Origin of the sequence: Thioalkalivibrio sp. AKL10 (assembly GCF_000381845.1) — a bacterium.
In the GTDB taxonomy this organism is placed as follows: Bacteria; Pseudomonadota; Gammaproteobacteria; order Ectothiorhodospirales; family Ectothiorhodospiraceae; genus Thioalkalivibrio; species Thioalkalivibrio versutus.
In genome coordinates this window covers 267,559-288,169 of record NZ_KB907142.1, presented here as the reverse complement: position 1 = coordinate 288,169, position 20,611 = coordinate 267,559, and the positions used below count along the sequence as shown (strand labels likewise).

Here is a 20,611-nt window from a genome sequence, read left to right as displayed (position 1 = left end):
AAACAGCAAGAGGACACGACATGCAGACCAAGAATGCGATTCACAACACCACCCGAGCCGCCCTGGCGGCCCTGCTGCTGGCCCTGGCCATGCCGTTGCTGGCCCATGAGGGCGATTTGGGCAGCATGCCGGAGGACGGCGCCACCGTGCAGGGCTCGCCGGAGGCGATCGGCATCGAGTTCGATGGCGCGATGCGCATTACTCAGTTCGACGTGACCGGCCCCAACGGCCGTGTGAGGATGGCGAATCGGCCGGGCAACGAGCCGACCGAGCGCTACTTCGTGGAGCCTGCGGAGCCGCTTCCGGCCGGTAGCTATCAGGTGCGCTGGCGCGGTCTGGCGCGCGACGGGCACATGATGTCCGATGGCTTCCGCTTCACGGTGGAGGACTGATTCATGGCCTGGATGTCGGCACTCGCCGGGGTGGAGGCCTGGACCGTCGCGATGATCCTCGTGACGGCCGGGCTCTACCTTGGGGCCCTGCTGGCGACCGGGGCGGTGCTTTTTCGCTTGGCGTTTCCGGATCTGCCCGATCCGGATCGCCGGGTGCTCGCCCGGATGGGGGCGGTCGCGGCCTGGGTGGCAATCGCCCTGGCCATGTTGCAGTGGCCGTTGCAGGCCGGGTACCTCGGGGGTGGCAACGTCGCCTCCGCGATGGATCCGATGCTGCTCCGCATGGTGTTCGAGGGCGCGCAGGGGACTCGGCTGATCCTCGCGGTAACCGGGTTGTTACTGGTTCAGGCGATCCTGCTGGATGCCCGGCGTCTGCCAGGGGTGGGCTATGGCCTGAGCCTGGCCGGGGTGCTGTTGGTGATGTTCGCCTTCGTGCAGGTGGGCCATACCGTGGATGAGCCTCGTGTTCTGTTGGCCGGTTTGCTGATCGTGCATCTGCTGGCAGCCGCCTTCTGGGTTGCGTCGCTGGCGCCACTGTACCGGCTGGCCGGGCATCCTCCCGAGGGTGCGGATGCCGCGCGCATCCTGGCCCGTTTCGGGCAGGTCGCGATGGTTGGGGTCGGATTGCTGGTGTTGGCGGGGGTGGTTCTCGCCTGGTGGTTGCTGGGTGGCATCACGCCGTTGCTGACCACCGGCTATGGCCAGTTCCTGATCGGCAAGGTGCTGATCGTCGCACTGCTCCTGCTGCTGGCGGCCGCGAACAAGTGGCGGCTGGTACCGGCCTTCGAGCGCGGCGAAGCGGGAGCACCGCGGCGTCTGCGGCGCAGCATTGCGCTGGAGGGTGCCCTGGTGGCGTTGATCCTGCTGCTGACCGCGGTACTGACCACGGTCAGCTCGCCGGCCAACGGCTGAGAAAGACCCCGGGTGGGTGTTGCCTAGATCGGGCGCTGGACGACAGTCGCCGAGAGTTCGATGTCCTCGCCCTCACGCTGGATGCGGATGTCCAGGGTTGCGCCCGGCGCGGTGCGGGCGATCGCGTTGAGGGCCTCGCGCGGGGTGTTCACGCTGCTGTCGTCGAGGTGGGTGATGACGTCCCCCGGGCGGATGCCGGCGTCTTCGGCAGGGCCTTCGCGCAGGATGCCCGCCACCAGTACGCCGCGCGGGGCATCCAGGCCGAAGGATTCGGCCAGTTCGCGGTTCATCGCCTGGACCTCGATCCCCAGCCAGCCGCGGGCGACAAAGCCCTGTTCGATGATGTCGGTCATCACGCTGCGCGCCAGGTCCACGGGGATCGCGAAGCCGATGCCGTGGGAGCCGCCGGAGCGCGAGAAGATCGCCGTGTTAATGCCGATGACCTCGCCGCGGGCATTGATCAGCGCGCCGCCTGAATTGCCCGGGTTGATGGCCGCGTCGGTCTGAATGAAGTCCTCGAAGGTGTTGATGCCAAGCTGGTTGCGTCCGGTGGCGGAGACAATGCCCTGGGTCACGGTCTGGCCGACCCCGAACGGATTGCCAATGGCCAGGACCACGTCACCCACCTGCAGGTCGCTGGAGTGACCCACCGTGGCCACGGCCAGATCCGGCACCCGCACGCGCAGCACGGCGAGGTCGGTGTCCGCGTCGATGCCGATGATCTCCGCGGGATGGGCCTCGCCGCCGGGCAGCACGATGGCGATGGCATCGGCCTCCTCGATCACGTGGTGATTGGTGAGCACGTGCCCCTGATCGGTCATGATGACCCCGGAGCCGAGGCTGGACTGTTCCTGTTCGCCCGGTGGCAGTTGCTGGCCAAAGAACTCGTGCAGGCCGAAGCCGGACGGGCGATCGATGGTGCGCGAGGTCATGATGTTGACCACCGCGGGTGCGGCGCGGCGCACGCCGTCGGCATAGCTGGCTGGCGCGCCGGTTGCGGCAGGCGCAGCCACCGGCTCGGCGACCCGCAGCTCGGCACCTGGGTCGCCGCGGCCGAGGATCTCGGGGAAGAACACTGCGATCACCACCGCCAGGGCGATACCGGTCAGCGCAGCTTGCAGCAGGAAGCGGGAGAAATTCACCATATGCCGAATATACCGAATCATCGCTCAACAGGGGATCCCGCCGTGGTCGATCGCGACGAACTGATGCAGGCACTCAATGCGGAACTCGAACCGGAGCGCTTCCGCGACTACTGTCCAAACGGGCTGCAGGTCGAGGGACGGCGCGAGATCCACCGGATCGTCAGCGGGGTGACCGCGTCGCTGGCGCTGGTGGAGGCGGCCGTGGAGACCGGGGCCGACCTGATCCTGGTGCACCATGGCTACTTCTGGAAGGGCGAGCCGCAGGAGGTGACCGGCATGAAGCGGGAGCGCTTGCGGCAGTTGCTCGCGCACGACATCAATCTGGTGGCTTACCATCTGCCGCTGGATGCCCACCCGGCACTCGGCAACAATACCCAGCTGGCGGGACGCCTGGGGTTCGCGATCGACGGCGTACTGCGCGAGGACGGTGTCGGCCAGATCGGAACCCCCGCCCAACCGCTATCGGCGCCGGATATGCAGGCGCACATCAGCAACGTGCTGGGACGCGAGGCCCTTTGCGTGGAGGCCGGTGATCACCCGATCCGGCGCATCGCATGGTGTACCGGCGGGGCGCAGTCGCTACTGACCGAGGCGGCGGCCCTGGGGGTGGATGCCTATGTCAGTGGCGAGATCTCGGAACAGACCACCCACGAGGCGCGCGAGCTTGGGGTGCATTACTTCGCCGCCGGACACCATGCGACCGAGCGTTACGGGGCCCAGGCCCTGGGGCAGTGGTGCAGGGAGCGTTTCGGCCTCGAACACGAGTTCATCGAGATCGACAATCCCGCCTGAGCGATGTCGCCCTCACGGGCCGCGCGCTGCGAGATTGTGGTGCAGAATGTGCGGTTTCGGGGCGTTGGCAGCGCCCGGAACAAGCAAATTTATAATCAACTGCTTATAAGGTTTTCGGGGGCGTGAGACCGAGTGCAATGCTCGGTCTTAAGGCGGCAATCTACTTGACCTTATTAGCGTGTTCGGGAATTCTATCGCATTTTACAGCCCGCCCAGATGGGTATTCGCGCGTGCGGCAAGCCCCTTCGCGTGCCAGCCGCGCCCTCCTTTGCGGCCGCGGGAACACGATTTCAACACGTTGTTTGGAGAGACAAACATGGCAAACCAAGGCGTAAACCGAGGCCGTCGCCGGTTCCTCGTCGCCGCGACATCCGTCGTAGGCGGAGCCGGGGTCGCCGCAGTCGCGGCCCCGTTCCTGGCGTCCTTGCAGCCCAGCGCGCGCGCTCAGGCAGCCGGGGCCCCTGTCGAGTTCGACGTGGCCGCTGTCGAGCCGGGTCAGCGTGTCAGCGTCGAGTGGCGTGGCCAGCCGATCTGGGTAGTGCGGCGCACCGACGAGATGGTTGCCGGTTTGGCCGAGGTGGCCGATCGCCTGCGCGATCCCGACTCCGAAGTGGAAAGCCAGCAGCCGGAATATGCGCAGAACGAGTACCGCTCGCGCAAGCCGGAGATCCTGGTCGTCATCGGTATCTGCACCCATCTGGGCTGCTCGCCGAGCTACCGCCCGGAGATCGGCGATCCCGAGATGGGTTCCGACTGGCAGGGCGGCTGGCTGTGCGGTTGCCACGGTTCGCGCTTCGACCTGGCTGGTCGCGTGTACCGCAACATGCCCGCGGCGACCAATCTGGTGATCCCGCGGCACATGTATCGGAACGATACCTTGCTAGTCATTGGTGAAGATGAAGACGGGGAGGCGATCTGATGGCCAGCAATCCTGATACCAAGATCCAGGGCGGTGTGCTGGGCTGGGTGGACGCCCGCTTCCCGCTCTCCCAGATGTGGAACGAGCATCTGGCGCAGTACTACGCACCGAAGAACTTCAACTTCTGGTACTTCTTTGGTTCCCTGGCCCTGCTGGTGCTGGTCATCCAGGTGGTCTCCGGCATCTTCCTGACCATGTTCTACAAGCCCGACGCCGAACTCGCGTTTGCGTCGGTCGAGTACATCATGCGCGATGTGGAGTGGGGCTGGCTGATCCGCTATATGCACTCCACTGGCGCCTCGATGTTCTTCGTGGTCGTCTATTTGCACATGTTCCGGGCATTGCTCTACGGCTCCTACAAGAAGCCGCGCGAGCTGATCTGGATCTTCGGTGTGCTGATCTACCTGGTACTGATGGCCGAGGCCTTCGCCGGCTACCTGCTGCCGTGGGGTCAGATGTCCTACTGGGGCGCGCAGGTCATCGTGAACCTGTTCCAGACGATCCCGTACATCGGGCCGGACCTGGTGACCTGGATTCGCGGTGACTTCCTGCTGTCCGACGCCACGCTGAACCGCTTTTTCGCACTGCACGTGATTGCCCTGCCGCTGGTGCTGATCATGCTGGTGGCCGCGCACATCATCGCGCTGCACGAAGTGGGTTCCAACAACCCGGACGGCATCAACATCAAGGACCACAAGGACGAGAATGGCATCCCGAAGGATGGCATCCCGTTCCACCCCTACTATTCCGTGAAGGATCTGGTGGGCGTCGGCGTGTTCCTGATGGTCTTCGCCGTGATCATGTTCTTCTTCCCGACCGGTGGTGGCCTGTTCCTGAAGGCCGACAACATGATCCCGGCCGATCCGCTGGTGACCCCGGACCTGATTCCGCCGGTCTGGTACTTCACCTCGATGTACTCGGTCCTGCGTTCGGTGCCGGATCCGTTCCTGGGTGTGATGGCGATGGGCGCCGCGGTGGTGATGCTGTTCTTCATCCCCTGGCTGGATCGCAACCCGGTCCTGTCGATGCGCTATCGCTCGTTCGCGGCCAAGTTCAACCTGGCGGTGTTCGTGGTGGCCTTCGTGATCCTCGGATGGCTGGGCCTGCAGCAGGCCACCAGCGAGGTCAGCGAGATGAGCCTGCGCTTCTCCACGGTCTACTTCGCGTTCTTCTTCGTGCTGTGGTTCCTCAGCAAGGAACGGTCCATGGTCTTCAGCCTGATCGCGTTTGCCGTGGTGGTGGGTATCTACTCCTTCTACGACATCCTGCGCTTCGACCCCGATAGCGCGGGCCTGCTGATGTGGTCCTGGCTGATTCCGACCGTGTATCTGTTCGTGACCATGGTGGTCCCTGCCTTCGCACGTGGCCTGGGCCGTGACCGTGCCGTTCCGGAAAGGGTGACTTCGTAATGAAAACGCTGATTGCAACTACATTCCTGGCCGCTGCGGCTTTGTTCACCGTCCCGGCCGCCTCGGCGGCAGGGTACGACGGTGACCTGGAAAAGGCCAACATCGACGTGACCAACGAGGCCTCGTTGCAGCGCGGTGCCAACCTGTTCATGAACTACTGCATGGCCTGTCACTCGACCGAGTACATGCGCTACAACCGCGTGGGTCGCGATATCGGCCTGACCGAGCAGCAGGTGGAGGAGAACTTCATCTTCATCACCGACGAGGCCGGTGATCCCGTTGGCGTCGGTTCGCTGATGACCAACGCCATGAGCGAAGACTATGGCGAAGAGGCCTTTGGTGTGGTCCCGCCGGACCTGACCATGACCACGCGCATCAATGGCGAGGACTGGGTCTATACCTTCCTGAAGAGCTTCTACATCGACGAGTCGCGCCCGCTGGGCGCGAACAACGACGTGTTCTCCAACGTCGGCATGCCCCACGTGCTGTGGGAACTGCAGGGCTGGCAGGAAAAGGTCGTCGACGAGGATGGTAACGAGCGTCTCGAACTGGTGCGCTCCGGCCAGATGACGCCCAGCGAGTACGATCGTGCCGTGCGCGACATCGTGACCTATCTCTCGTACATGGGCGAGCCGATGCAGCTGGATCGTCAGCGAATTGGCCTGTACGTACTGATTTTCCTCGGGATCTTCACGATTCTCGCCTACTTCTTGAAAAAGGAGTACTGGAAAGACGTACACTAGGCGGCATGAACCGTAACCGGCGCGCCGATCAGGGATGATCGCGCGCCGGTGTTATTGACCGTCTGCCCGGCACCGGAAACCGTTCGGCCGGGCCAGGGAAACGCTGATTAATGTACACACTCGCGTTGGCACCCCAGGTTTTCCGAGACAAGGAGCGGTGCGCAGCCGGTAGTGGTTCTACCGGCAAGGGCCGCACCGCAGGATCGGGGAACCTGGGGTACCAACCCCACAAACGATTGAAAGCAGGGGCTCGGCCGCTTTTGCGCGGGAACGGCGTTGCGGCTCCTTTGTGCAGAATGACTGCACGGCAGTCACCGCGCCTTGTTCGCACGCAAAAGCGACTCGAGCGCGAGCGTGTACATCAATCAGTGTTTCCCTAGGGAGAAAGCCATGGCGCTGGTCGCCAACCGTCGTTCCGTTATGACCCTGTTTTCTGCTCACGACTGCGTGCGTTGCCACCGGGTGCGCATCATCCTTGCGGAGAAGGACATCGCCGTGGATGTCGTCAATCTCGGGCCCGATGAACTGCCCGAGGATCTCTCCGACCTGAACCCGTACAACGAGGTCCCGACCCTGGTGGATCGCGACCTGGCCCTGTACGGCACGCACGTCATCACCGAGTACTTGGATGAACGCTTTCCGCATCCGCCGCTGATGCCGGTGGATCCAGTCTCGCGGGCGGCCGCGCGGCTGGCGCTTTATCGCGTGGAGCGTGACTGGTACGAGGGTCTCGATGCCGTCAACCAGGCCTCAGGCTCCGGCTTGACCAAGGCGCGCAAGATCCTGCGCGAAAGCCTGGTCAGCTCGGCCGAGATCTTCGAGCTCAAGCCGTATTTCCTGAGCGACGAGTTCTCGATCGTGGACTGTGCCATCGCCCCGGTGATGTGGCGGCTTCCCGCCGTGGGCATCGATCTGACGGCGTTGCCGCAGGCGATTCAGGAATATGCCGATCGCGTCTGCAAGCGTGAATCGTTCCAGGTGAGTCTGACCGAGGCCGAGCGCGAGCTTCGCCTGTGACTTCGTCGCGCCCCTATCTGCTCCGGGCTCTGTGGGAGTGGGTTACGGATAACGGCTTCACGCCGCATCTCCTGGTCGACGCCACAGTCGAAGGGGTGATTGTTCCGGAGGCGTTCGTCGACCAGGGCAAGATCACGCTCAATGTCGGTCCGACCGCAGTGCAGGCCCTGAACATCGGTGACGAGGCGGTGGCCTTCTCGGCCCGGTTCGCGGGCAGCCCGATGGATGTCTTTGTGCCGATGCAAGCGGTGCTCGCGGTCTACGCGCGCGAGAACGGTCAGGGGATGATGTTCGGCAGCGAGCCGGGGCCCGGCCCCGACGACGACGGTCCGGGCACGCCTCCGGACGGCTCTGGTGATGACGGGGGCGGGGAGGATTCGCCGACCCCGAAGCGCAAGGGGCCGGCACTGAAGGTCGTGAAGTAGGGCCCCTTACGGGGGCCCTTTTCTTTTCCGGGCCCTGCTGGGGAGGGGATTCCCTTGCCCGGTACCTGGCTAGGCGGGTCCGGGCGCCTTGCCAGGGTTCAGGATGTTGTCCGGGTCGAACGTTCGCTTGATGCCGGCCATCAGTCCCAGTGCCACCGGGTCCAGTTCCCGGCTGATATAGGGTCGCTTCACCAGCCCGATGCCGTGTTCGCCCGAGAGCGTCCCGCCCAGCGACAACACCAGGGTGAAGACGCCGTCCAGGCAACGCTCCGCCGCCGCGAGTTCTGCCGGGTCATCCGGGTTCACCAGCAGGTTTACATGAATGTTGCCGTTCCCGGCATGGCCGAAGTTCACGATCTTGATGGCGTGTTCCGCGGCCAGCCGGTCGAGCCCGGCAATCAGGTCGGGAATGCGCGAGACCGGCACGACCACGTCTTCGTTGATCTTTTTCGGCGCCACCGTGCGTAACGCCGGTGACAGGGCCTTGCGCACGGCCCAGAGCGCCTGGGCCTCTTCCGGGGTGTCGGCGCTGAGGGTCTGCACGCAGCCTTCGCCCTCGGCCGCGCGCCGGATGCCGGCGGTGGTGGCCTCGATGCCGGCTTCGGTGCCATCGGTCTCGATCATCAGGATCGCGCCGGCAGCGGCGGGCAGGGGGCAATCCGGCGCGTAGGCGCGGATCATCGTGATCGCGGAATGGTCCATGAACTCCAGCGCCGACGGGACCTCGGCGCGCGCCATCAGCCGCGATACGGCCCGGGCCGCGGCGTCGACATCGCGGTAGACCGCCTGGATCAGGCGGGTCGCTTCCGGCTTGGGTGTCAGGCGCAACGTGGCCTCGGTGAGCACGGCCAGGGTCCCTTCGGATCCGATCAGCAGACGGGTGAGGTCGTAGCCCACCACCCCCTTGGTGGTATGGACGCCGGTGCGGAATGCCTCGCCGGTTCCGGCCACGCCGGACAGGCCCAGGGTGTTGTCACGCGGGGTGCCGTATTTGACCGCGTGCGGGCCGGCGGAGTTATAGGCGAGATTGCCACCGAGCGTGCAATAGGCGCTACTGGTGGGGTCCGGCGGCCAGAAGAAGCCCGTGGCGCCTGCCGCCTGCTGGATCTCGCCGTTGGTGGCGCCCGGCTCCGCGATCAGCCAGCGATTATCCGGATCCACCTCCAGGATGCGGTTCATGTGCTCGAATGACACCACCAGCCCGCCATGGTCCGGGACCGCGGCACCGGTGGTGCCGGTGCCGCGTCCGCGGCTGGTCAGGGCCACGCCGAGGCGCCGGCAAAGGCGCACCAGCTCGCGCACCATATCGGCGTCCCGTGGGAAGGCGACGGCGTCGGGCACCGCATGCAGCTTCGAGTTGTCGGCACCGTAGGTCCAGCAGTCCGCGGGATCGAGTAGGCGATCGCCGGGCGCCAGGAGCTGTTCCAGTTCGCGAGCCAGAGGGGTCATCGGTGGGCGCTCACGGGGTGGATGCCTGGATGGCGTCTTGCAGCCATTCGATCCGGTCCTGGCCATCCAGGGTCATCACATCAAAGCGGACCGGGCCGTTCCAGGCGCTTTCCTGCAGGTACGCCTCGGCCACCCGCAACAGGCGTTCACGCTTGCGCCGGTCGATGCTCTCTGCGCCGCCCCCAAAGCTCGGGTGGCTCCGCTTGCGTACTTCCACCAGCACCAGGGTATCGTCCTCGAGTGCGACCAGGTCGAGCTCGCCGTAAGGGCGGCGGACGTTACGCGCACGGATCTGCAGCCCGTGTGCCTCCAGGTGGTCCGCGGCTCGCTTCTCGGCGGCCTGCCCCGAGGCACCCGGGCGAAACACTCAGGATTCTCCGGGGTGTACGTCGATGCGTCGGGGCTCGCCGCCCTCGAAGCGCGCCCAGGCCGGTTCTCTCACCCACTCGTGGTTGAAGGGGTTCAGGCTCCAGGTGCCAGCGCCGCCGGTTAGCTGATGATGGGGGGCGTTGCGAATCCCGTCCTGGCGCAGGCTCAGGCGCATCGCGTCCATGCCCAGGGCGACGAACCGGGGGAGTGCCTCGTCGGGCGTTTGTCCGTCGTTCGCCAGGGGGCTCACCCGGTCGAACAGCCGGGGGGTATCGGGGAACACGATCCCGTTAAGATCGGCGTCGCGATTGGCATCCGGGCGTCCGGAATAGACATGGGGCGTGGCCATCATCGGGAGCTGGCTGGCCCGGTGGAAATGGAGATGCGGCACGATGCGCCGAATTTGCGGCGCCGTGCCGGCAATGAAGATGTGGTCCACATCCGCGCGCACCTGAGGGTCGCCTTCCAGTTCCAGTCCGGTCCGGCGTGCCACATCGCGAATGCGCGCCTCGCTCTGCTGGATGCCGAGTGCGTTGCCAATGGTGGCGTTCAGCTCCCCGGCGCTGGGCTGGATGCGAATGACGTCTCGCGGGCGCCGGTCCTCGTCGGCCAATGCCGCCCGGAAGGCACTTGCCACGCGATCGCCGAAGGCCCCTTCCGGCAGGAGCACCAGCGGGTGATGCCAGCCGGCGCGGGCCGCCCGGTCGGCCACCGCACGGGCATCCTCTTCCGGATTCAAGGCCAGCGTTGTGAGTTCGCTGGGGGTCGAGACTTCCGTGCGGTTCAGCAGGATGGTCGGGAGGGTCTGATCGCTAGCGGCCACCTGGCTTACCGACTCACGCCGCAGCGGACCGATGATGCGCGCGACGCCGGAGTCCACGCCACGCCGGTACAGGGCGGCCGCGCCGTCCGGCTCGCCGCGCGTGTCGCGCACGATCAGCCGGCCGTTGCCGCCACCCTCCGCGTAGTAGGCGCGGGTGATTCCGTCGAGTATGGCGTTGCCCAGTGCGGCCAGGTCGCCCGACAGTGGCAGCAGCACCAGGGTGTCCCCAGGCGCGTCCGCGACCAGCGGGTGGCTGGCGACGAGTTCCGGCAGCAGGCTGTTGGCCGGATGCGCGGGATGGCGCTCGCGCCACAATCCGGCGGCCAGGTGCGCCTGTTCCTCGGTATCGGCGGCGCGCAGCAGTCGGAACAGGCTGACCCAGGCATCCCCATCCGGCGGGTGGTTGCCCACGATCCGGTCGCGCTGGGCCGGGCGCAGGGCTGCGAGCAGCCCCCATATGCGCTGCTGATTCTCGGCGTGTGTGTCGGGCTCCATGATCAGCAGGCGGTCCAGGCGCAGCCGGGTGTCCAGGGCCTGATACCATTGGCTCTCCTGTTCCAGCATCCGGGCGTGCAGGGCAAGCCCCTGGCGATAGACCTCCGGGGATCGCGTGGGGTCGTCCGGGTCGTCTGCACCCAGTCGTTCGCGGGCGAGCTCCCAATCCCGTTGCGCTGCTGCGAGTCGCGCCCCTAGAAGGCGGGCTTCCTGGGTGTCACGCGCGGCGTCGGGAAGCTCGGCCCACAGGGCTTCGGCCCGGTCCAGCTGGTCCGGCGTCGCGGGATCGAGCGCCAGCACGGCCTCGATGGCGCGGCGCACCAGGTCGGGCTCCGGCCGCGAGCGGGCCTCGCTCAGCAGCAGGCTGGCGCGTACCTCGGGAGGCAGTTCGGCCAGGTCCGGCCGCACCTCGGCGTCCGGGGGCGGCTCCGGATCCGGGCGCGGCGTGGCACAGCCCGCCACGATGGCCGTGGCCAGCAGCAACAGGGCAAGACGGGACAGGGGCCGGGTATGCCCGGCGCGTTCGGGGATTCGGGTCACGATAGCGGTTCGTCAGCGAATGAGGAGTCAGTATTGAAAGCGCATCAGGCCGTGTCAACGAACTGGGGCACGTTGTGGGTGGTGGCTACCCCGATTGGTAATCTTGGAGATATGAGCCCGCGGGCGGGCGAGGTCCTCGGTCGGGTGCAGCGCATTGCGGCGGAGGATACGCGACACAGCGCCGGGCTGCTGGCGCATCTGGGCGTGCACACGCCGCTGGTCAGCCTGCACGAGCATAACGAGGCGGAGCGTATTCCCTCGCTGCTGGAGGCGCTGAGGGCGGGGGAGTCCGTCGCGCTGATTTCCGATGCCGGCACGCCGCTGGTGTCGGACCCGGGGTTTCGGCTGGTGAGGGCGGCGCGCGAGGCCGGGTTGGATGTGCGCGCCGTACCGGGTCCCAGTGCGCCTCTGGCGGCGCTGGCGGTTGCCGGGCTGCCGTCCGACCGCTTCTGCTTCGAGGGCTTCCTGCCGCATGCCGCCGGGGCGCGCCAGCGGCGGCTGGAGGCATTGCTGGTCCAGCCGGTGACCACCATTCTGTTCGAATCGTCGCACCGTGTTCGCGCGGCCGCCGCCAACCTGGCGCAGCTGGCACCGGGGCGGGAGGTCTTCCTGGCGCGGGAGTTGACCAAACAGTTCGAGGAACACTATCGCGGCCCCGCCGGCGAACTGCCGGCCTGGCTGGATGCCGGCAGCAACCGCACCCGCGGCGAGTTCGTGCTGATCCTGGCCCCGGCGCCCGCGCCCGACACGGGCGGCGAGGCCGACATGCCCCTGTCCGACGAGCACGAGCGCCTGCTCGCGGCACTGCTGCACGAACTCCCCCTCAAGCGCGCGGCCCGCCTGCTCTCCGATGCCACCGACCTGCCGCGTAACCGCGTCTACGCCCGCGCCCTCGCCCTCAAGGACGCCGGAGGATAGGACGGTTTGGGTCCGCAATGAAGCGTGCGCAGACACGCAGCGGATCTAGGTTAGAAGCCATCGGCAGGAAGGTTTGGAAGAACGGAAATAATCATTGTTGGCGGGGATGGCTGGCTGCGTTCCGGCATCGTGGCGATAACCCTGTCGTTCGTTGAATTGATTGCCTTCCGATCGTCCCCTCTTCCTGTGGGCTGCTCTTGACGTCCTTCGTGTCTTGGTGTGCTTCGTTGTGGACGGAGGCCGGCAGGCCGTTGAAAAGGCTTGCGTTCGCGCACGCGGCGGCGTACAAGGAGCGCGGGAGTCGGCCAGGCAGTCGCTGCATCCTCGGATGTGGAGGAAAGTCCGGGCTCCATAGGGCAGGACGCCAGGTAACGCCTGGGCGGCGCGAGCCGACGGAAAGTGCCGCAGAAAACATACCGCCGATGGTCCGGTTCGCCGGGTACAGGTAAGGGTGAAATGGTGCGGTAAGAGCGCACCGCGCGACTGGTAACAGTTCGTGGCAGGGTAAACCCCGTCCGGAGCAAGGCCAAATAGGGGTGCATGGTGTGGCCCGCATCGCACCCGGGTAGGCTGCTCGAGGCGTCCGGTGACGGACGTCCCAGATGAATGACTGTCCTCGACAGAACCCGGCTTACGGCCGGCTCCCACTTTTTCCCACGATCAAGCCCCCGCGGCCGCCCCGGTCTGCGCGTACACGGCTGTGTGTGCGGCAAACTTGTAAGGTGATGCATTAAGTTTGAGCCTCAACGCGAGGCTTTTAATGCCCTTCTCCCCGCTCTTTCGTCCGCCTCGGGGTGGGTGCGCTAAGTCTCTGTGATTCAACGCTTATTTTTCGTTTTTCGGGGTCGATTTTCTTGACTCTGGAGGATGCCCGTACCTATAGTGTCGGAAAGTGGGGCAAAGTGGGGAAAGGTGGGTAACCACCGTTATCAGCGATGTTTCGAGGCGTTAGCCAGCTCAATTTGGATGCGAAGGGCCGCCTGGCCATGCCGGCGCGGTATCGCGACGACCTCGCTGCGAGCTGCAACAGTCAGCTGGTGATCACGGTTGATCCCTCCCGCTGCCTGCTCTTGTACCCGTTCCCCGAGTGGGAGCGCATTGAGCAGAACCTGATGTCCCGCCCCAACATGAATCCCAAGGTGCGCAATCTGCAGCGCCTGCTGGTGGGCCATGCCACCGAGTGCGAGCTGGACGGCAGCGGCCGCCTGTTGCTGCCCCCGCCCCTGCGTCAGTACGCCGGCCTGGAAAAGCGGGTGGTGCTGCTGGGCCAGGGCAAGAAGTTCGAGATCTGGGGCGAGGCCGCCTGGGAGGAGACCTGCGCCCAGGTGCTGGGGGGTGACGTGGATGATGAAGCGCTCGAGTCCATCGCGTTGTGACGGACATGGAAGCCGTCTCCCACATCCCGGTGCTGCGCGACGCGGTGCTGGAGGGCCTGGCCGTGCGCGCTGACGGCTTTTACGTCGATGGCACCTTCGGCCGCGGTGGACACAGCCGGGCGATCCTGGATCGCCTGGGCCCGGACGGCCGGCTGCTGGCCATGGATCGCGATCCGGAGGCCGCCACGGCGGCCGCCTCGTTTGCCGATGATCCGCGTTTTGCCTTCGAGGCCGCGCCGTTCTCGACCATGGCCGCCACGCTGGAACGGCGTTCGCCGGACCGGGGTCCGGACGGCGTCTTTCTGGACCTGGGCGTGTCCTCGCCCCAGCTGGATACGCCCGAGCGCGGATTCAGTTTTCAGCACGACGGCCCGCTGGACATGCGCATGGATCCGAACAGCGGCGAGAGCGCGGCGGAGTGGCTGGCGCGGGCCGACGAGACCGAGATCGCGAATGTGATCTATCAATACGGCGAGGAGCGCCACTCGCGGCGCATTGCCCGGGCCATTGTGGCTGCACGCACCGAGGCACCGCTTAGCCGCACCGGCGAACTGGCCGAGATCGTTCGCCGTGCGGTCCCGAAACGCGAGCCCGGAAAGCACCCGGCCACTCGAACCTTCCAGGCGCTGCGCATCTTCGTGAACGCGGAGCTGTCCGAGCTGGAGCAGTGGCTGGCGACGATCCCCGATGTGCTCCCGCCTGGTGCGCGGCTGGTGGTGATCAGCTTCCATTCACTGGAAGACCGACTGGTAAAGCAGGCCCTGCGCAAGCCGGTGTCCAGCGTGCGCCTGCCGCGCGGCCTTCCGGTGATGCCGGAGGAGCCGGAGCGCAAGCTGCGCCCGGTCGGCAAGCCGATCCATGCCGATCGCGAGGAGCAGCGCATCAATCCGCGTTCGCGCTCGGCCGTGCTGCGTGTCGGGGAGCGACTCTGATGGTTGCGCGCGGGCTCCTGGCGGTGGCGCTGGCAACCGGGGTGTTTGCCTCGGCGGTTGGGGTGGTGGCGGCCAAGCATGAGTCGCGCCAGGCCTTTATCGACCAGCAGCAGGCATTGAGCCAGCGCGATGTCCTGAATCTCGAGTGGACGCAGTTGCAGATCGAGCAATCGACCTGGGCGACCCAGGGCCGGGTCGAGGAGCAGGCGCGCGAGCGTCTCGACATGATTCAGCCCGATTCGGATCGCATCGTGGTGATCGGGGGTAGCTCGTGGGCGCGCTGAAGCGGCAGATCAGTGGTGGCCGTCTGAAGGTCGTGATCGCCGTGTTCGCCGTCGCGAGCGCCGCGTTGCTGTTGCGCGCCGTCGATCTGCAGGTCCTGGAGCGCGACTTCCTGACCAAGCAGGGCGAGCAGCGCCAGGTGCGCACCCTGACCGAGTCCGCGAACCGCGGCATGATTACCGACCGTCACGGCGAACCCCTGGCCATTTCGGCCCCGGTGCAGACCGCCTGGGCCAACCCGCAGGACTTGATGGGCCAGCGCGAGCGCTGGCCGGATTTGGCCGCGGCGTTGGAGGTGGAGCCGGACTGGCTGGCGGAGCGTATCGAGGCGCGTGCCTCGCGCGAATTCATCTACCTGCGCCGCCAAATGTTGCCGGATCAGGCCGAGCGCGTAGCGGCCCTGCGCATCCAGGGCGTCGGCCTGACCCGCGAATTCCGGCGTTATTACCCGCATGGCGAGGCCACCTCGCATGTGCTGGGCTATACCAATATCGACGATCAGGGCCAGGAGGGCGTGGAACTGGCCTTTGACCAGTGGTTGTCCGGTCATCCGGGCGCCAAGCGGGTGCTGCGCGACCGTTATGGCCGCAGCATCCGTGATGTCGCCAGTATCCGCCCCGCGCGTGACGGCAACACCCTGGCCCTGACCCTGGATCAGCGCCTGCAATATCTGGCGTACCGCGAACTGAAGACCGCGGTCGCCGAACACAATGCCCGTGGCGGCTCCGCTGTCCTTCTGGACGCCCGCAGCGGCGAGATCCTGGCGCTGGTCAATCAGCCCGGATTCAACCCGAACAATCGCGGTGCTATCCGTTCCGATCGCGCCCGCAACCGGGCCATCACCGATACCATGGAGCCCGGGTCGGTGCTGAAGCCGTTTACCGTGGCGGCCGCCCTGGATGCCGGTGTGGTGGATGCCAACACCACGCTGGAGACCGGCCCCGGCACCATGCGGGTGGGGCGCCTGACCGTGCGCGACCTGCGCGACTACGGGACGATCGACCTCACCACCCTGATCGCCCGTTCGAGCAATGTCGGGGCCACACAGCTGGCTTTGGATACCCCCGCGGATCGTTTCTGGAAGACCCTGCATCAGGCGGGCTTCGGGCAGGCGCTGGGTACCCATTTCCCGGGCGAGGCCACGGGGCGTCTGCGCGATTTCACCACCTGGCGCGAGGTCGAACAGGCCACGCTCGGTTATGGCTACGGGCTGTCGCTGTCGCCGTTGCAGATGGCGGCCTCCTACACCGCCTTTGCCAATGACGGCGAGCGGGTGCCGGTGCGTCTGGTGCGCACTGCCGACGATCTGCGCGAGTCGGCGCAGGTGATGACTCCGCGTACTGCCCGCCAGGTGCTGGCAATGATGGAACATGTGATCGGTACCGAGGGCACCGCGCGTCAGGCGGCGATCGACGGTTACCGCGTGGCCGGCAAGACCGGTACCAGCCGCAAGAGCGGTCCGGGCGGTTATACCGAGGACCGCTATTTTTCGAGTTTCGTCGGCCTGGCCCCGGCCTCCGATCCGCGTTTTGTCATGGCCGTGGTGATCGACGAGCCGGATGCCGGCGTCTACTACGGTGGGGCGGTCGCGGCGCCGGTGTTCCGTAATGTCGTCGGTTCGGCCCTGCGCATGTTCAACGTGCGCCCGGACGCGATGCCGGAGGTCCCCATGCGCCTGGCCGCAGATCACGAGGGGACGACATGATGGCCGCCCGTGATACCCGAGGCGAGGCCGGACCGGTGCTGGGCGATTTGTTGCCGGCCGATCTCCTGCGCCCCGACCTGGCGGACTTGCCGGTCGCCGACCTGGTTCAGGATAGCCGCCGGGTCGCGCCCGGCACCGCCTTTGTGGCCCTGGCCGGCACGCACGGCCATGGGTTGGCGCATGCTGCCGATGCCGTGGCACGGGGTGCCGGCGTGATCCTGTGGGACGAGGCCGGAACCCCGGAAACATTCCCTGTTGTGCCGATGCTCCATGTGCCGGGCCTGCGGGAACGGCTGCCGCAGATGGCGCGCGGATTGTTCGGTAGCTGGCCGGAGGCGGCCCCGCTGGTGGCGGTGACCGGTACCGACGGCAAGACCTCGGTCACGCACCTGATCGCGTTGGCCCTGGAGACCCTGGGTCGGCCCACCGGTCTGATCGGCACGCTCGGCGTCGGGCGACCGGGCCACCTGGTGGATACCGGACACACGACCCCGGGCGTACTGGACCTGCATCGCCACCTGGCCGAGCTGGCCGCGGCCGGTTGTGGTGCCGTGGCGCTGGAGGCCTCCTCGCACGGTTTGGCACAAGGGCGCCTCGCCGGAGCCCCGATCAGCGTCGGGGTGCTCACCCGACTGAGCTCCGATCACCTCGATTTCCACGGTAGTCAGGAGGCGTATGCGGCAGCCAAGGCGCGGCTGTTTGTCTGGCCTGGCCTGCAAACGGCGGTCCTGAATATCGATGATGCCTTTGGACGCCAGGTTGTGGAGCATCTGCCGGCGGGCGTTCAGGCCCTGACCTACAGTGCCCTGGGCGCACCCGCCGATCTGCGCGCCCGAGACGTGGAGGCCACTGCCGAAGGGCTGCGTTTCACCCTCGAGGCCGATGGCCGGGCCTATCCGGTTCGTTCCACCCTGTTCGGCCTGTTTCAGGTCGGCAATCTGCTGGCGACCCTCGCCACCCTGCAGGGCCTCGGGGTAGAGCGCGAGGAGGCGATCGCGGCAGTCGCCGAACTCCCCGGCGTGCCCGGCCGCATGGAGCGCTTCCCGCTCGCTAACGGGGCCTTGGCGGTGGTCGATTACGCACATACCACCCAGGCCCTGGAGGCTGCATTGCAGGCGCTTCGACCCCATGTACGCGGGCGCCTGAGCGTGGTGTTCGGCTGCGGCGGCGACCGCGATCGCGGCAAGCGCCCGGCAATGGGCCAGGTGGCCTGCCGGGAGGCCGACGTGATCTTCGTGACTGATGACAACCCGCGCGGAGAAGACCCGGCCGAGATCCGCGCCGAGATCCTTGCCGGCTGCGCCGATTCCGCCGAATGCCACGAGATTGGCGATCGCGCAACAGCGATTGCCAGTGCGCTGGCCGAGGCCGTTGCCGGGGATGTGGTGCTGGTGGCCGGTAAGGGTCACGAGACGACCCAGGAGATCCGCGGTCAGCGCTATCCGTTCAGCGACCGCGAACAGGTGCAGGCCCGGGCGTGCCGGCACCCGCAGGACAGGCGTGGCCAGGACCGCGCGATCAGGGGGGAGGGACAATGATTCGAATGACCAGCCAGGAACTGGCCGAGGCGGTCCATGGGCGCCTGCAAGGGGCCCCCGACACGGCCTTCGAGGGCGTGTTTACGGACACTCGCGAGCCGTGCCCGGGAGCGCTGTTCATCGCGTTGAAGGGGCCGAATTTCGATGCCCACGCACAGGTCGGTGCCGACCTGCCGGCGGCCGTGCTGCTGGTGGAGCGGGCGCTCGATGTGCCACAGCCGCAGATCATCGTGGCCGATACCCGCGAGGCCTTGGGCCGCCTGGGCCGCCATTGGCGGCGCCAGAGCCGCGCGCGGGTGATTGCCCTGACCGGCTCCAATGGCAAGACCACGACCAAGGAGATGCTCCGCTGCATCCTTGAGGGGGTTGGGTCGGTGCATGCCACCGCGGGCAACCTGAATAACGAGATCGGCGCGCCGCTGACATTGCTGGCGATGCCCTGTGAAGTCGACTACGCGGTCATCGAACTGGGCGCCAATCATGCCGGTGAGATCGGGCGCATGGCGCGCTGGGTCGAACCGCAGGTCGCCATGATCACCAATGCCGGTCGGGCCCATCTCGAGGGCTTCGGCAGCCTGGAGGGCGTCGCCCATGCCAAGGCCGAGATCTACTCCGGTCTCCCGGCCCAGGGCGGCACCGCGGTCATCAATCTGGATGATCCGTTTGCCGACTACTGGCTGTCGCTGAACGAGCATCACCACTGCCAGCGCTTCTCGCTGGAGGGTGGCGGCGAGGTGGAAGGCATGTGGCAGGCCCCGGACCGGCTGCGTCTGTCCATCCTCGGCGCCGTCCGCGATCTGCGCCTGGCCGGCCCCGGTCGCCACGTCGCAGCCAATGCCGTGGCGGCCGCGGCCGCGGCGAACGCGGTCGGTATCGGGATTGACCGAATCGTCGACGGGCTCACCCGCTGGAAGCCGGTGCGCGGCCGTCTGCAGGAGCTGTGGCACGTCAGCGGCGCGCGGATTTGGGACGACAGCTACAACGCCAATCCGGACTCGCTGCGGGCCGGGCTCGAGGTGCTGGCGGCGATGCCCGGTCGGCGCATCCTGGTGCTGGGTGCCATGGGTGAACTGGGCGCCGCCACGCCGGCGTTGCACCGGGAAACCGGGCACCTGGCCCGCGCGGTGGGTATCGAACACTGCCTGGCGCTGGGCGATGCCGCGCGCGACAGCGCCGAGGGCTTTGGCGACGGCGGCGAGTGGTTTGCCGACCACGCCGCGCTGCGCTCGCGCCTGGAGGACCTCCTGGGGGAGGGCACCACGGTCCTGGTAAAGGGCTCGCGCAGCCAGCACATGGAACAGATCATCGAGGGGCTGGACCTGGCCTCGTCAGCGCCGGAGGTGGCGAATGCTGTTCGCGCTGACTGAATACCTGAGCCAGTTCTATTCCGGCTTCACGGTCTTTCAGTACCTGACCGTTCGCGCCATCCTCGGGGTGGTTACCGCATTGGCGATCGCGCTGTTGATCGGGCCGGCGATGATCCGCCGCCTGACGGTCGGCAATGTCGGCCAGCAGATCCGCGATGACGGTCCCGAGTCGCACCTGACCAAGGCCGGCACGCCGACCATGGGTGGTGCCCTGATTCTGGTGGCAGTGGCGGCGGCGACCCTGCTGTGGAGCGATCTGACCAACCGCTTCGTCTGGCTCGTGCTGCTGACCACCCTGGCGTTCGGCGCCGTGGGTGGCTGGGATGACTACCTGAAGCTGCGCTACGGCAACAGCAAGGGCCTCTCGGCGCGCGCCAAGCTCCTGTGGCAGACGCTGTTCGCCCTGGTCGCCGCGGGGGTGATTATGTACACCGCGCAGGGGCCGGTGGAGACGACCTTCTACCTGCCGGTGTTCAAGGACATCCAGTTCAGCCTGGGCTGGCTGTTCATCCCGCTGGTCTGGCTGGTGGTCGTGGGGTCCTCCAATGCCGTGAACCTGACCGATGGGCTGGATGGCCTGGCGATCATGCCGGCGGTGCTGGTGGCCGGCGCCCTGGGCGTGTTCGCCTACGCGGCGGGCCATGCGGTATTCGCCGACTATCTCGGTATTCCGGCGGTACCCGGCGTGGGCGAGGTGGTGATCTTTACCTCCGCCCTGGTCGGCGCCGGGCTGGGATTCCTGTGGTTCAACACCTACCCGGCGCAGGTCTTCATGGGCGACGTCGGGGCGCTCGCGCTGGGCGCGGCCCTGGGCATGCTGGCGATCATCACCCGTCAGGAGATCGTGTTGCTGATCATGGGGGGCATTTTCGTATTGGAGACGCTTTCGGTGATGCTCCAGGTCGCCTCTTTCAAACTCACTGGGCGGCGGATCTTCCGCATGGCGCCGCTGCACCACCACTTCGAACTCAAGGGCTGGCCGGAGCCGCGCGTGATCGTGCGTTTCTGGATCCTGACCGTGGTGTTCGTCCTTGTCGGTCTTGCGACCCTGAAGGTGCGCTGA

At 66.7% G+C, this 20,611-nt stretch carries 20 protein-coding genes and 1 other RNA gene; 17 read left to right on the top strand and 4 right to left on the bottom strand.

The window, feature by feature from the left end:
* Nucleotides 1–20: 20 nt before the first annotated feature.
* Nucleotides 21–392 (top strand): copper resistance CopC family protein, encoded by a 372-nt coding sequence (locus G333_RS0101410; protein ID WP_019627457.1) that lies wholly within the window; start codon nucleotides 21–23, stop codon nucleotides 390–392.
* 3 nt (nucleotides 393–395) lie between these two features.
* Nucleotides 396–1,304, top strand: coding sequence for a CopD family protein (locus tag G333_RS0101405; RefSeq protein ID WP_019627456.1), 909 nt, complete (start codon nucleotides 396–398; stop codon nucleotides 1,302–1,304).
* 23 nt (nucleotides 1,305–1,327) lie between these two features.
* On the opposite strand, the gene G333_RS0101400 is transcribed toward G333_RS0101405, so the two are convergent.
* A complete protein-coding gene (locus tag G333_RS0101400) occupies nucleotides 1,328–2,449 on the bottom strand; it encodes a S1C family serine protease (protein WP_018952168.1) in 1,122 nt (373 codons plus the stop codon).
* A 42-nt stretch (nucleotides 2,450–2,491) separates the two neighbouring features.
* Between G333_RS0101400 and G333_RS0101395 the strand changes: the two genes are divergently transcribed.
* The 6 genes from G333_RS0101395 to G333_RS0101370 all read left to right on the top strand — a co-directional run bounded on the left by G333_RS0101395 (nucleotide 2,492) and on the right by G333_RS0101370 (nucleotide 7,754).
* Nucleotides 2,492–3,241, top strand: coding sequence for a Nif3-like dinuclear metal center hexameric protein (locus G333_RS0101395; protein WP_018952167.1), 750 nt, complete (start codon nucleotides 2,492–2,494; stop codon nucleotides 3,239–3,241).
* A 316-nt stretch (nucleotides 3,242–3,557) separates the two neighbouring features.
* Entirely contained in the window at nucleotides 3,558–4,160 is a 603-nt protein-coding gene (gene petA / locus G333_RS0101390; RefSeq protein WP_026287943.1) for a ubiquinol-cytochrome c reductase iron-sulfur subunit, read from the top strand.
* A complete protein-coding gene (locus G333_RS0101385; protein WP_018168241.1) occupies nucleotides 4,160–5,569 on the top strand; it encodes a cytochrome b N-terminal domain-containing protein in 1,410 nt (469 codons plus the stop codon). The genes petA and G333_RS0101385 overlap by 1 nt, the downstream gene beginning before the upstream one ends.
* The gene (locus tag G333_RS0101380) at nucleotides 5,569–6,312 is read left to right on the top strand and encodes a cytochrome c1 (protein ID WP_018938175.1); all 744 of its coding nucleotides are present in this window, start codon (nucleotides 5,569–5,571) and stop codon (nucleotides 6,310–6,312) included. The genes G333_RS0101385 and G333_RS0101380 overlap by 1 nt, the downstream gene beginning before the upstream one ends.
* Nucleotides 6,313–6,702: 390 nt before the next feature.
* Complete coding sequence (locus G333_RS0101375; protein ID WP_018144481.1) at nucleotides 6,703–7,329, top strand: glutathione S-transferase N-terminal domain-containing protein; 627 nt, start codon at nucleotides 6,703–6,705, stop codon at nucleotides 7,327–7,329.
* On the top strand, nucleotides 7,326–7,754 hold the full coding sequence (locus tag G333_RS0101370) for a ClpXP protease specificity-enhancing factor (protein ID WP_018938174.1): 429 nt from the start codon (nucleotides 7,326–7,328) through the stop codon (nucleotides 7,752–7,754). Before G333_RS0101375 ends, G333_RS0101370 begins: the two co-directional genes overlap by 4 nt.
* A gap of 69 nt (nucleotides 7,755–7,823) precedes the next feature.
* Here the strand turns inward: G333_RS0101370 and G333_RS0101365 are convergent, their stop codons facing one another.
* From G333_RS0101365 to G333_RS0101355, 3 genes are read right to left on the bottom strand one after another with little or no spacing between them, the layout of a single operon-like run.
* A complete protein-coding gene (locus tag G333_RS0101365; RefSeq protein WP_018144479.1) occupies nucleotides 7,824–9,203 on the bottom strand; it encodes an FAD-binding oxidoreductase in 1,380 nt (459 codons plus the stop codon).
* Nucleotides 9,204–9,213: 10 nt separating this feature from the next.
* Nucleotides 9,214–9,570, bottom strand: a complete 357-nt coding sequence (locus G333_RS0101360) for a YraN family protein (protein ID WP_019627455.1) — start codon at nucleotides 9,568–9,570, stop codon at nucleotides 9,214–9,216.
* On the bottom strand, nucleotides 9,571–11,430 hold the full coding sequence (locus tag G333_RS0101355; protein WP_019627454.1) for a penicillin-binding protein activator: 1,860 nt from the start codon (nucleotides 11,428–11,430) through the stop codon (nucleotides 9,571–9,573).
* A 78-nt stretch (nucleotides 11,431–11,508) separates the two neighbouring features.
* Between G333_RS0101355 and rsmI the strand changes: the two genes are divergently transcribed.
* From rsmI to mraY, 9 genes are all read left to right on the top strand, one after another.
* The gene (gene rsmI, locus G333_RS0101350) at nucleotides 11,509–12,348 is read left to right on the top strand and encodes a 16S rRNA (cytidine(1402)-2'-O)-methyltransferase (RefSeq protein ID WP_196800519.1); all 840 of its coding nucleotides are present in this window, start codon (nucleotides 11,509–11,511) and stop codon (nucleotides 12,346–12,348) included.
* A gap of 297 nt (nucleotides 12,349–12,645) precedes the next feature.
* Nucleotides 12,646–12,997: RNase P RNA component class A (gene rnpB, locus G333_RS14440), an RNA gene on the top strand.
* A 286-nt stretch (nucleotides 12,998–13,283) separates the two neighbouring features.
* Nucleotides 13,284–13,724 carry a division/cell wall cluster transcriptional repressor MraZ gene (mraZ, locus tag G333_RS0101345; RefSeq protein WP_018144475.1) on the top strand — a complete coding sequence of 147 codons (441 nt, stop codon included), beginning with the start codon at nucleotides 13,284–13,286 and terminating at the stop codon, nucleotides 13,722–13,724.
* A 5-nt stretch (nucleotides 13,725–13,729) separates the two neighbouring features.
* Nucleotides 13,730–14,656 carry a 16S rRNA (cytosine(1402)-N(4))-methyltransferase RsmH gene (gene rsmH / locus G333_RS0101340; protein ID WP_018168235.1) on the top strand — a complete coding sequence of 309 codons (927 nt, stop codon included), beginning with the start codon at nucleotides 13,730–13,732 and terminating at the stop codon, nucleotides 14,654–14,656.
* Nucleotides 14,656–14,940, top strand: a complete 285-nt coding sequence (ftsL, locus tag G333_RS0101335; protein WP_018168234.1) for a cell division protein FtsL — start codon at nucleotides 14,656–14,658, stop codon at nucleotides 14,938–14,940. Before rsmH ends, ftsL begins: the two co-directional genes overlap by 1 nt.
* Entirely contained in the window at nucleotides 14,928–16,643 is a 1,716-nt protein-coding gene (locus G333_RS0101330) for a penicillin-binding protein 2 (RefSeq protein ID WP_018168233.1), read from the top strand. The genes ftsL and G333_RS0101330 overlap by 13 nt, the downstream gene beginning before the upstream one ends.
* Nucleotides 16,640–18,181, top strand: coding sequence for a UDP-N-acetylmuramoyl-L-alanyl-D-glutamate--2,6-diaminopimelate ligase (locus G333_RS0101325; RefSeq protein WP_019627451.1), 1,542 nt, complete (start codon nucleotides 16,640–16,642; stop codon nucleotides 18,179–18,181). Before G333_RS0101330 ends, G333_RS0101325 begins: the two co-directional genes overlap by 4 nt.
* Nucleotides 18,178–19,548, top strand: coding sequence for a UDP-N-acetylmuramoyl-tripeptide--D-alanyl-D-alanine ligase (gene murF / locus G333_RS0101320; protein WP_026331182.1), 1,371 nt, complete (start codon nucleotides 18,178–18,180; stop codon nucleotides 19,546–19,548). Before G333_RS0101325 ends, murF begins: the two co-directional genes overlap by 4 nt.
* Nucleotides 19,529–20,611: a phospho-N-acetylmuramoyl-pentapeptide-transferase gene (gene mraY, locus G333_RS0101315; protein WP_018176146.1), complete on the top strand. Its 1,083-nt coding sequence runs from the start codon at nucleotides 19,529–19,531 to the stop codon at nucleotides 20,609–20,611. Before murF ends, mraY begins: the two co-directional genes overlap by 20 nt.

Coding starts and splice junctions, on each gene's coding strand:
- mraZ (WP_018144475.1), top strand. CDS start 13,284: ATGTTTCGAGGCGTTAGCCAGCTCAATTTGGATGCGAAGGGCCGCCTG.
- G333_RS0101365 (WP_018144479.1), bottom strand. CDS start 9,203: ATGACCCCTCTGGCTCGCGAACTGGAACAGCTCCTGGCGCCCGGCGAT.
- G333_RS0101375 (WP_018144481.1), top strand. CDS start 6,703: ATGGCGCTGGTCGCCAACCGTCGTTCCGTTATGACCCTGTTTTCTGCT.
- G333_RS0101400 (WP_018952168.1), bottom strand. CDS start 2,449: ATGGTGAATTTCTCCCGCTTCCTGCTGCAAGCTGCGCTGACCGGTATC.
- mraY (WP_018176146.1), top strand. CDS start 19,529: ATGCTGTTCGCGCTGACTGAATACCTGAGCCAGTTCTATTCCGGCTTC.
- G333_RS0101410 (WP_019627457.1), top strand. CDS start 21: ATGCAGACCAAGAATGCGATTCACAACACCACCCGAGCCGCCCTGGCG.
- rsmH (WP_018168235.1), top strand. CDS start 13,730: ATGGAAGCCGTCTCCCACATCCCGGTGCTGCGCGACGCGGTGCTGGAG.
- G333_RS0101385 (WP_018168241.1), top strand. CDS start 4,160: ATGGCCAGCAATCCTGATACCAAGATCCAGGGCGGTGTGCTGGGCTGG.
- ftsL (WP_018168234.1), top strand. CDS start 14,656: ATGGTTGCGCGCGGGCTCCTGGCGGTGGCGCTGGCAACCGGGGTGTTT.
- G333_RS0101380 (WP_018938175.1), top strand. CDS start 5,569: ATGAAAACGCTGATTGCAACTACATTCCTGGCCGCTGCGGCTTTGTTC.
- G333_RS0101325 (WP_019627451.1), top strand. CDS start 16,640: ATGATGGCCGCCCGTGATACCCGAGGCGAGGCCGGACCGGTGCTGGGC.
- murF (WP_026331182.1), top strand. CDS start 18,178: ATGATTCGAATGACCAGCCAGGAACTGGCCGAGGCGGTCCATGGGCGC.
- petA (WP_026287943.1), top strand. CDS start 3,558: ATGGCAAACCAAGGCGTAAACCGAGGCCGTCGCCGGTTCCTCGTCGCC.
- G333_RS0101405 (WP_019627456.1), top strand. CDS start 396: ATGGCCTGGATGTCGGCACTCGCCGGGGTGGAGGCCTGGACCGTCGCG.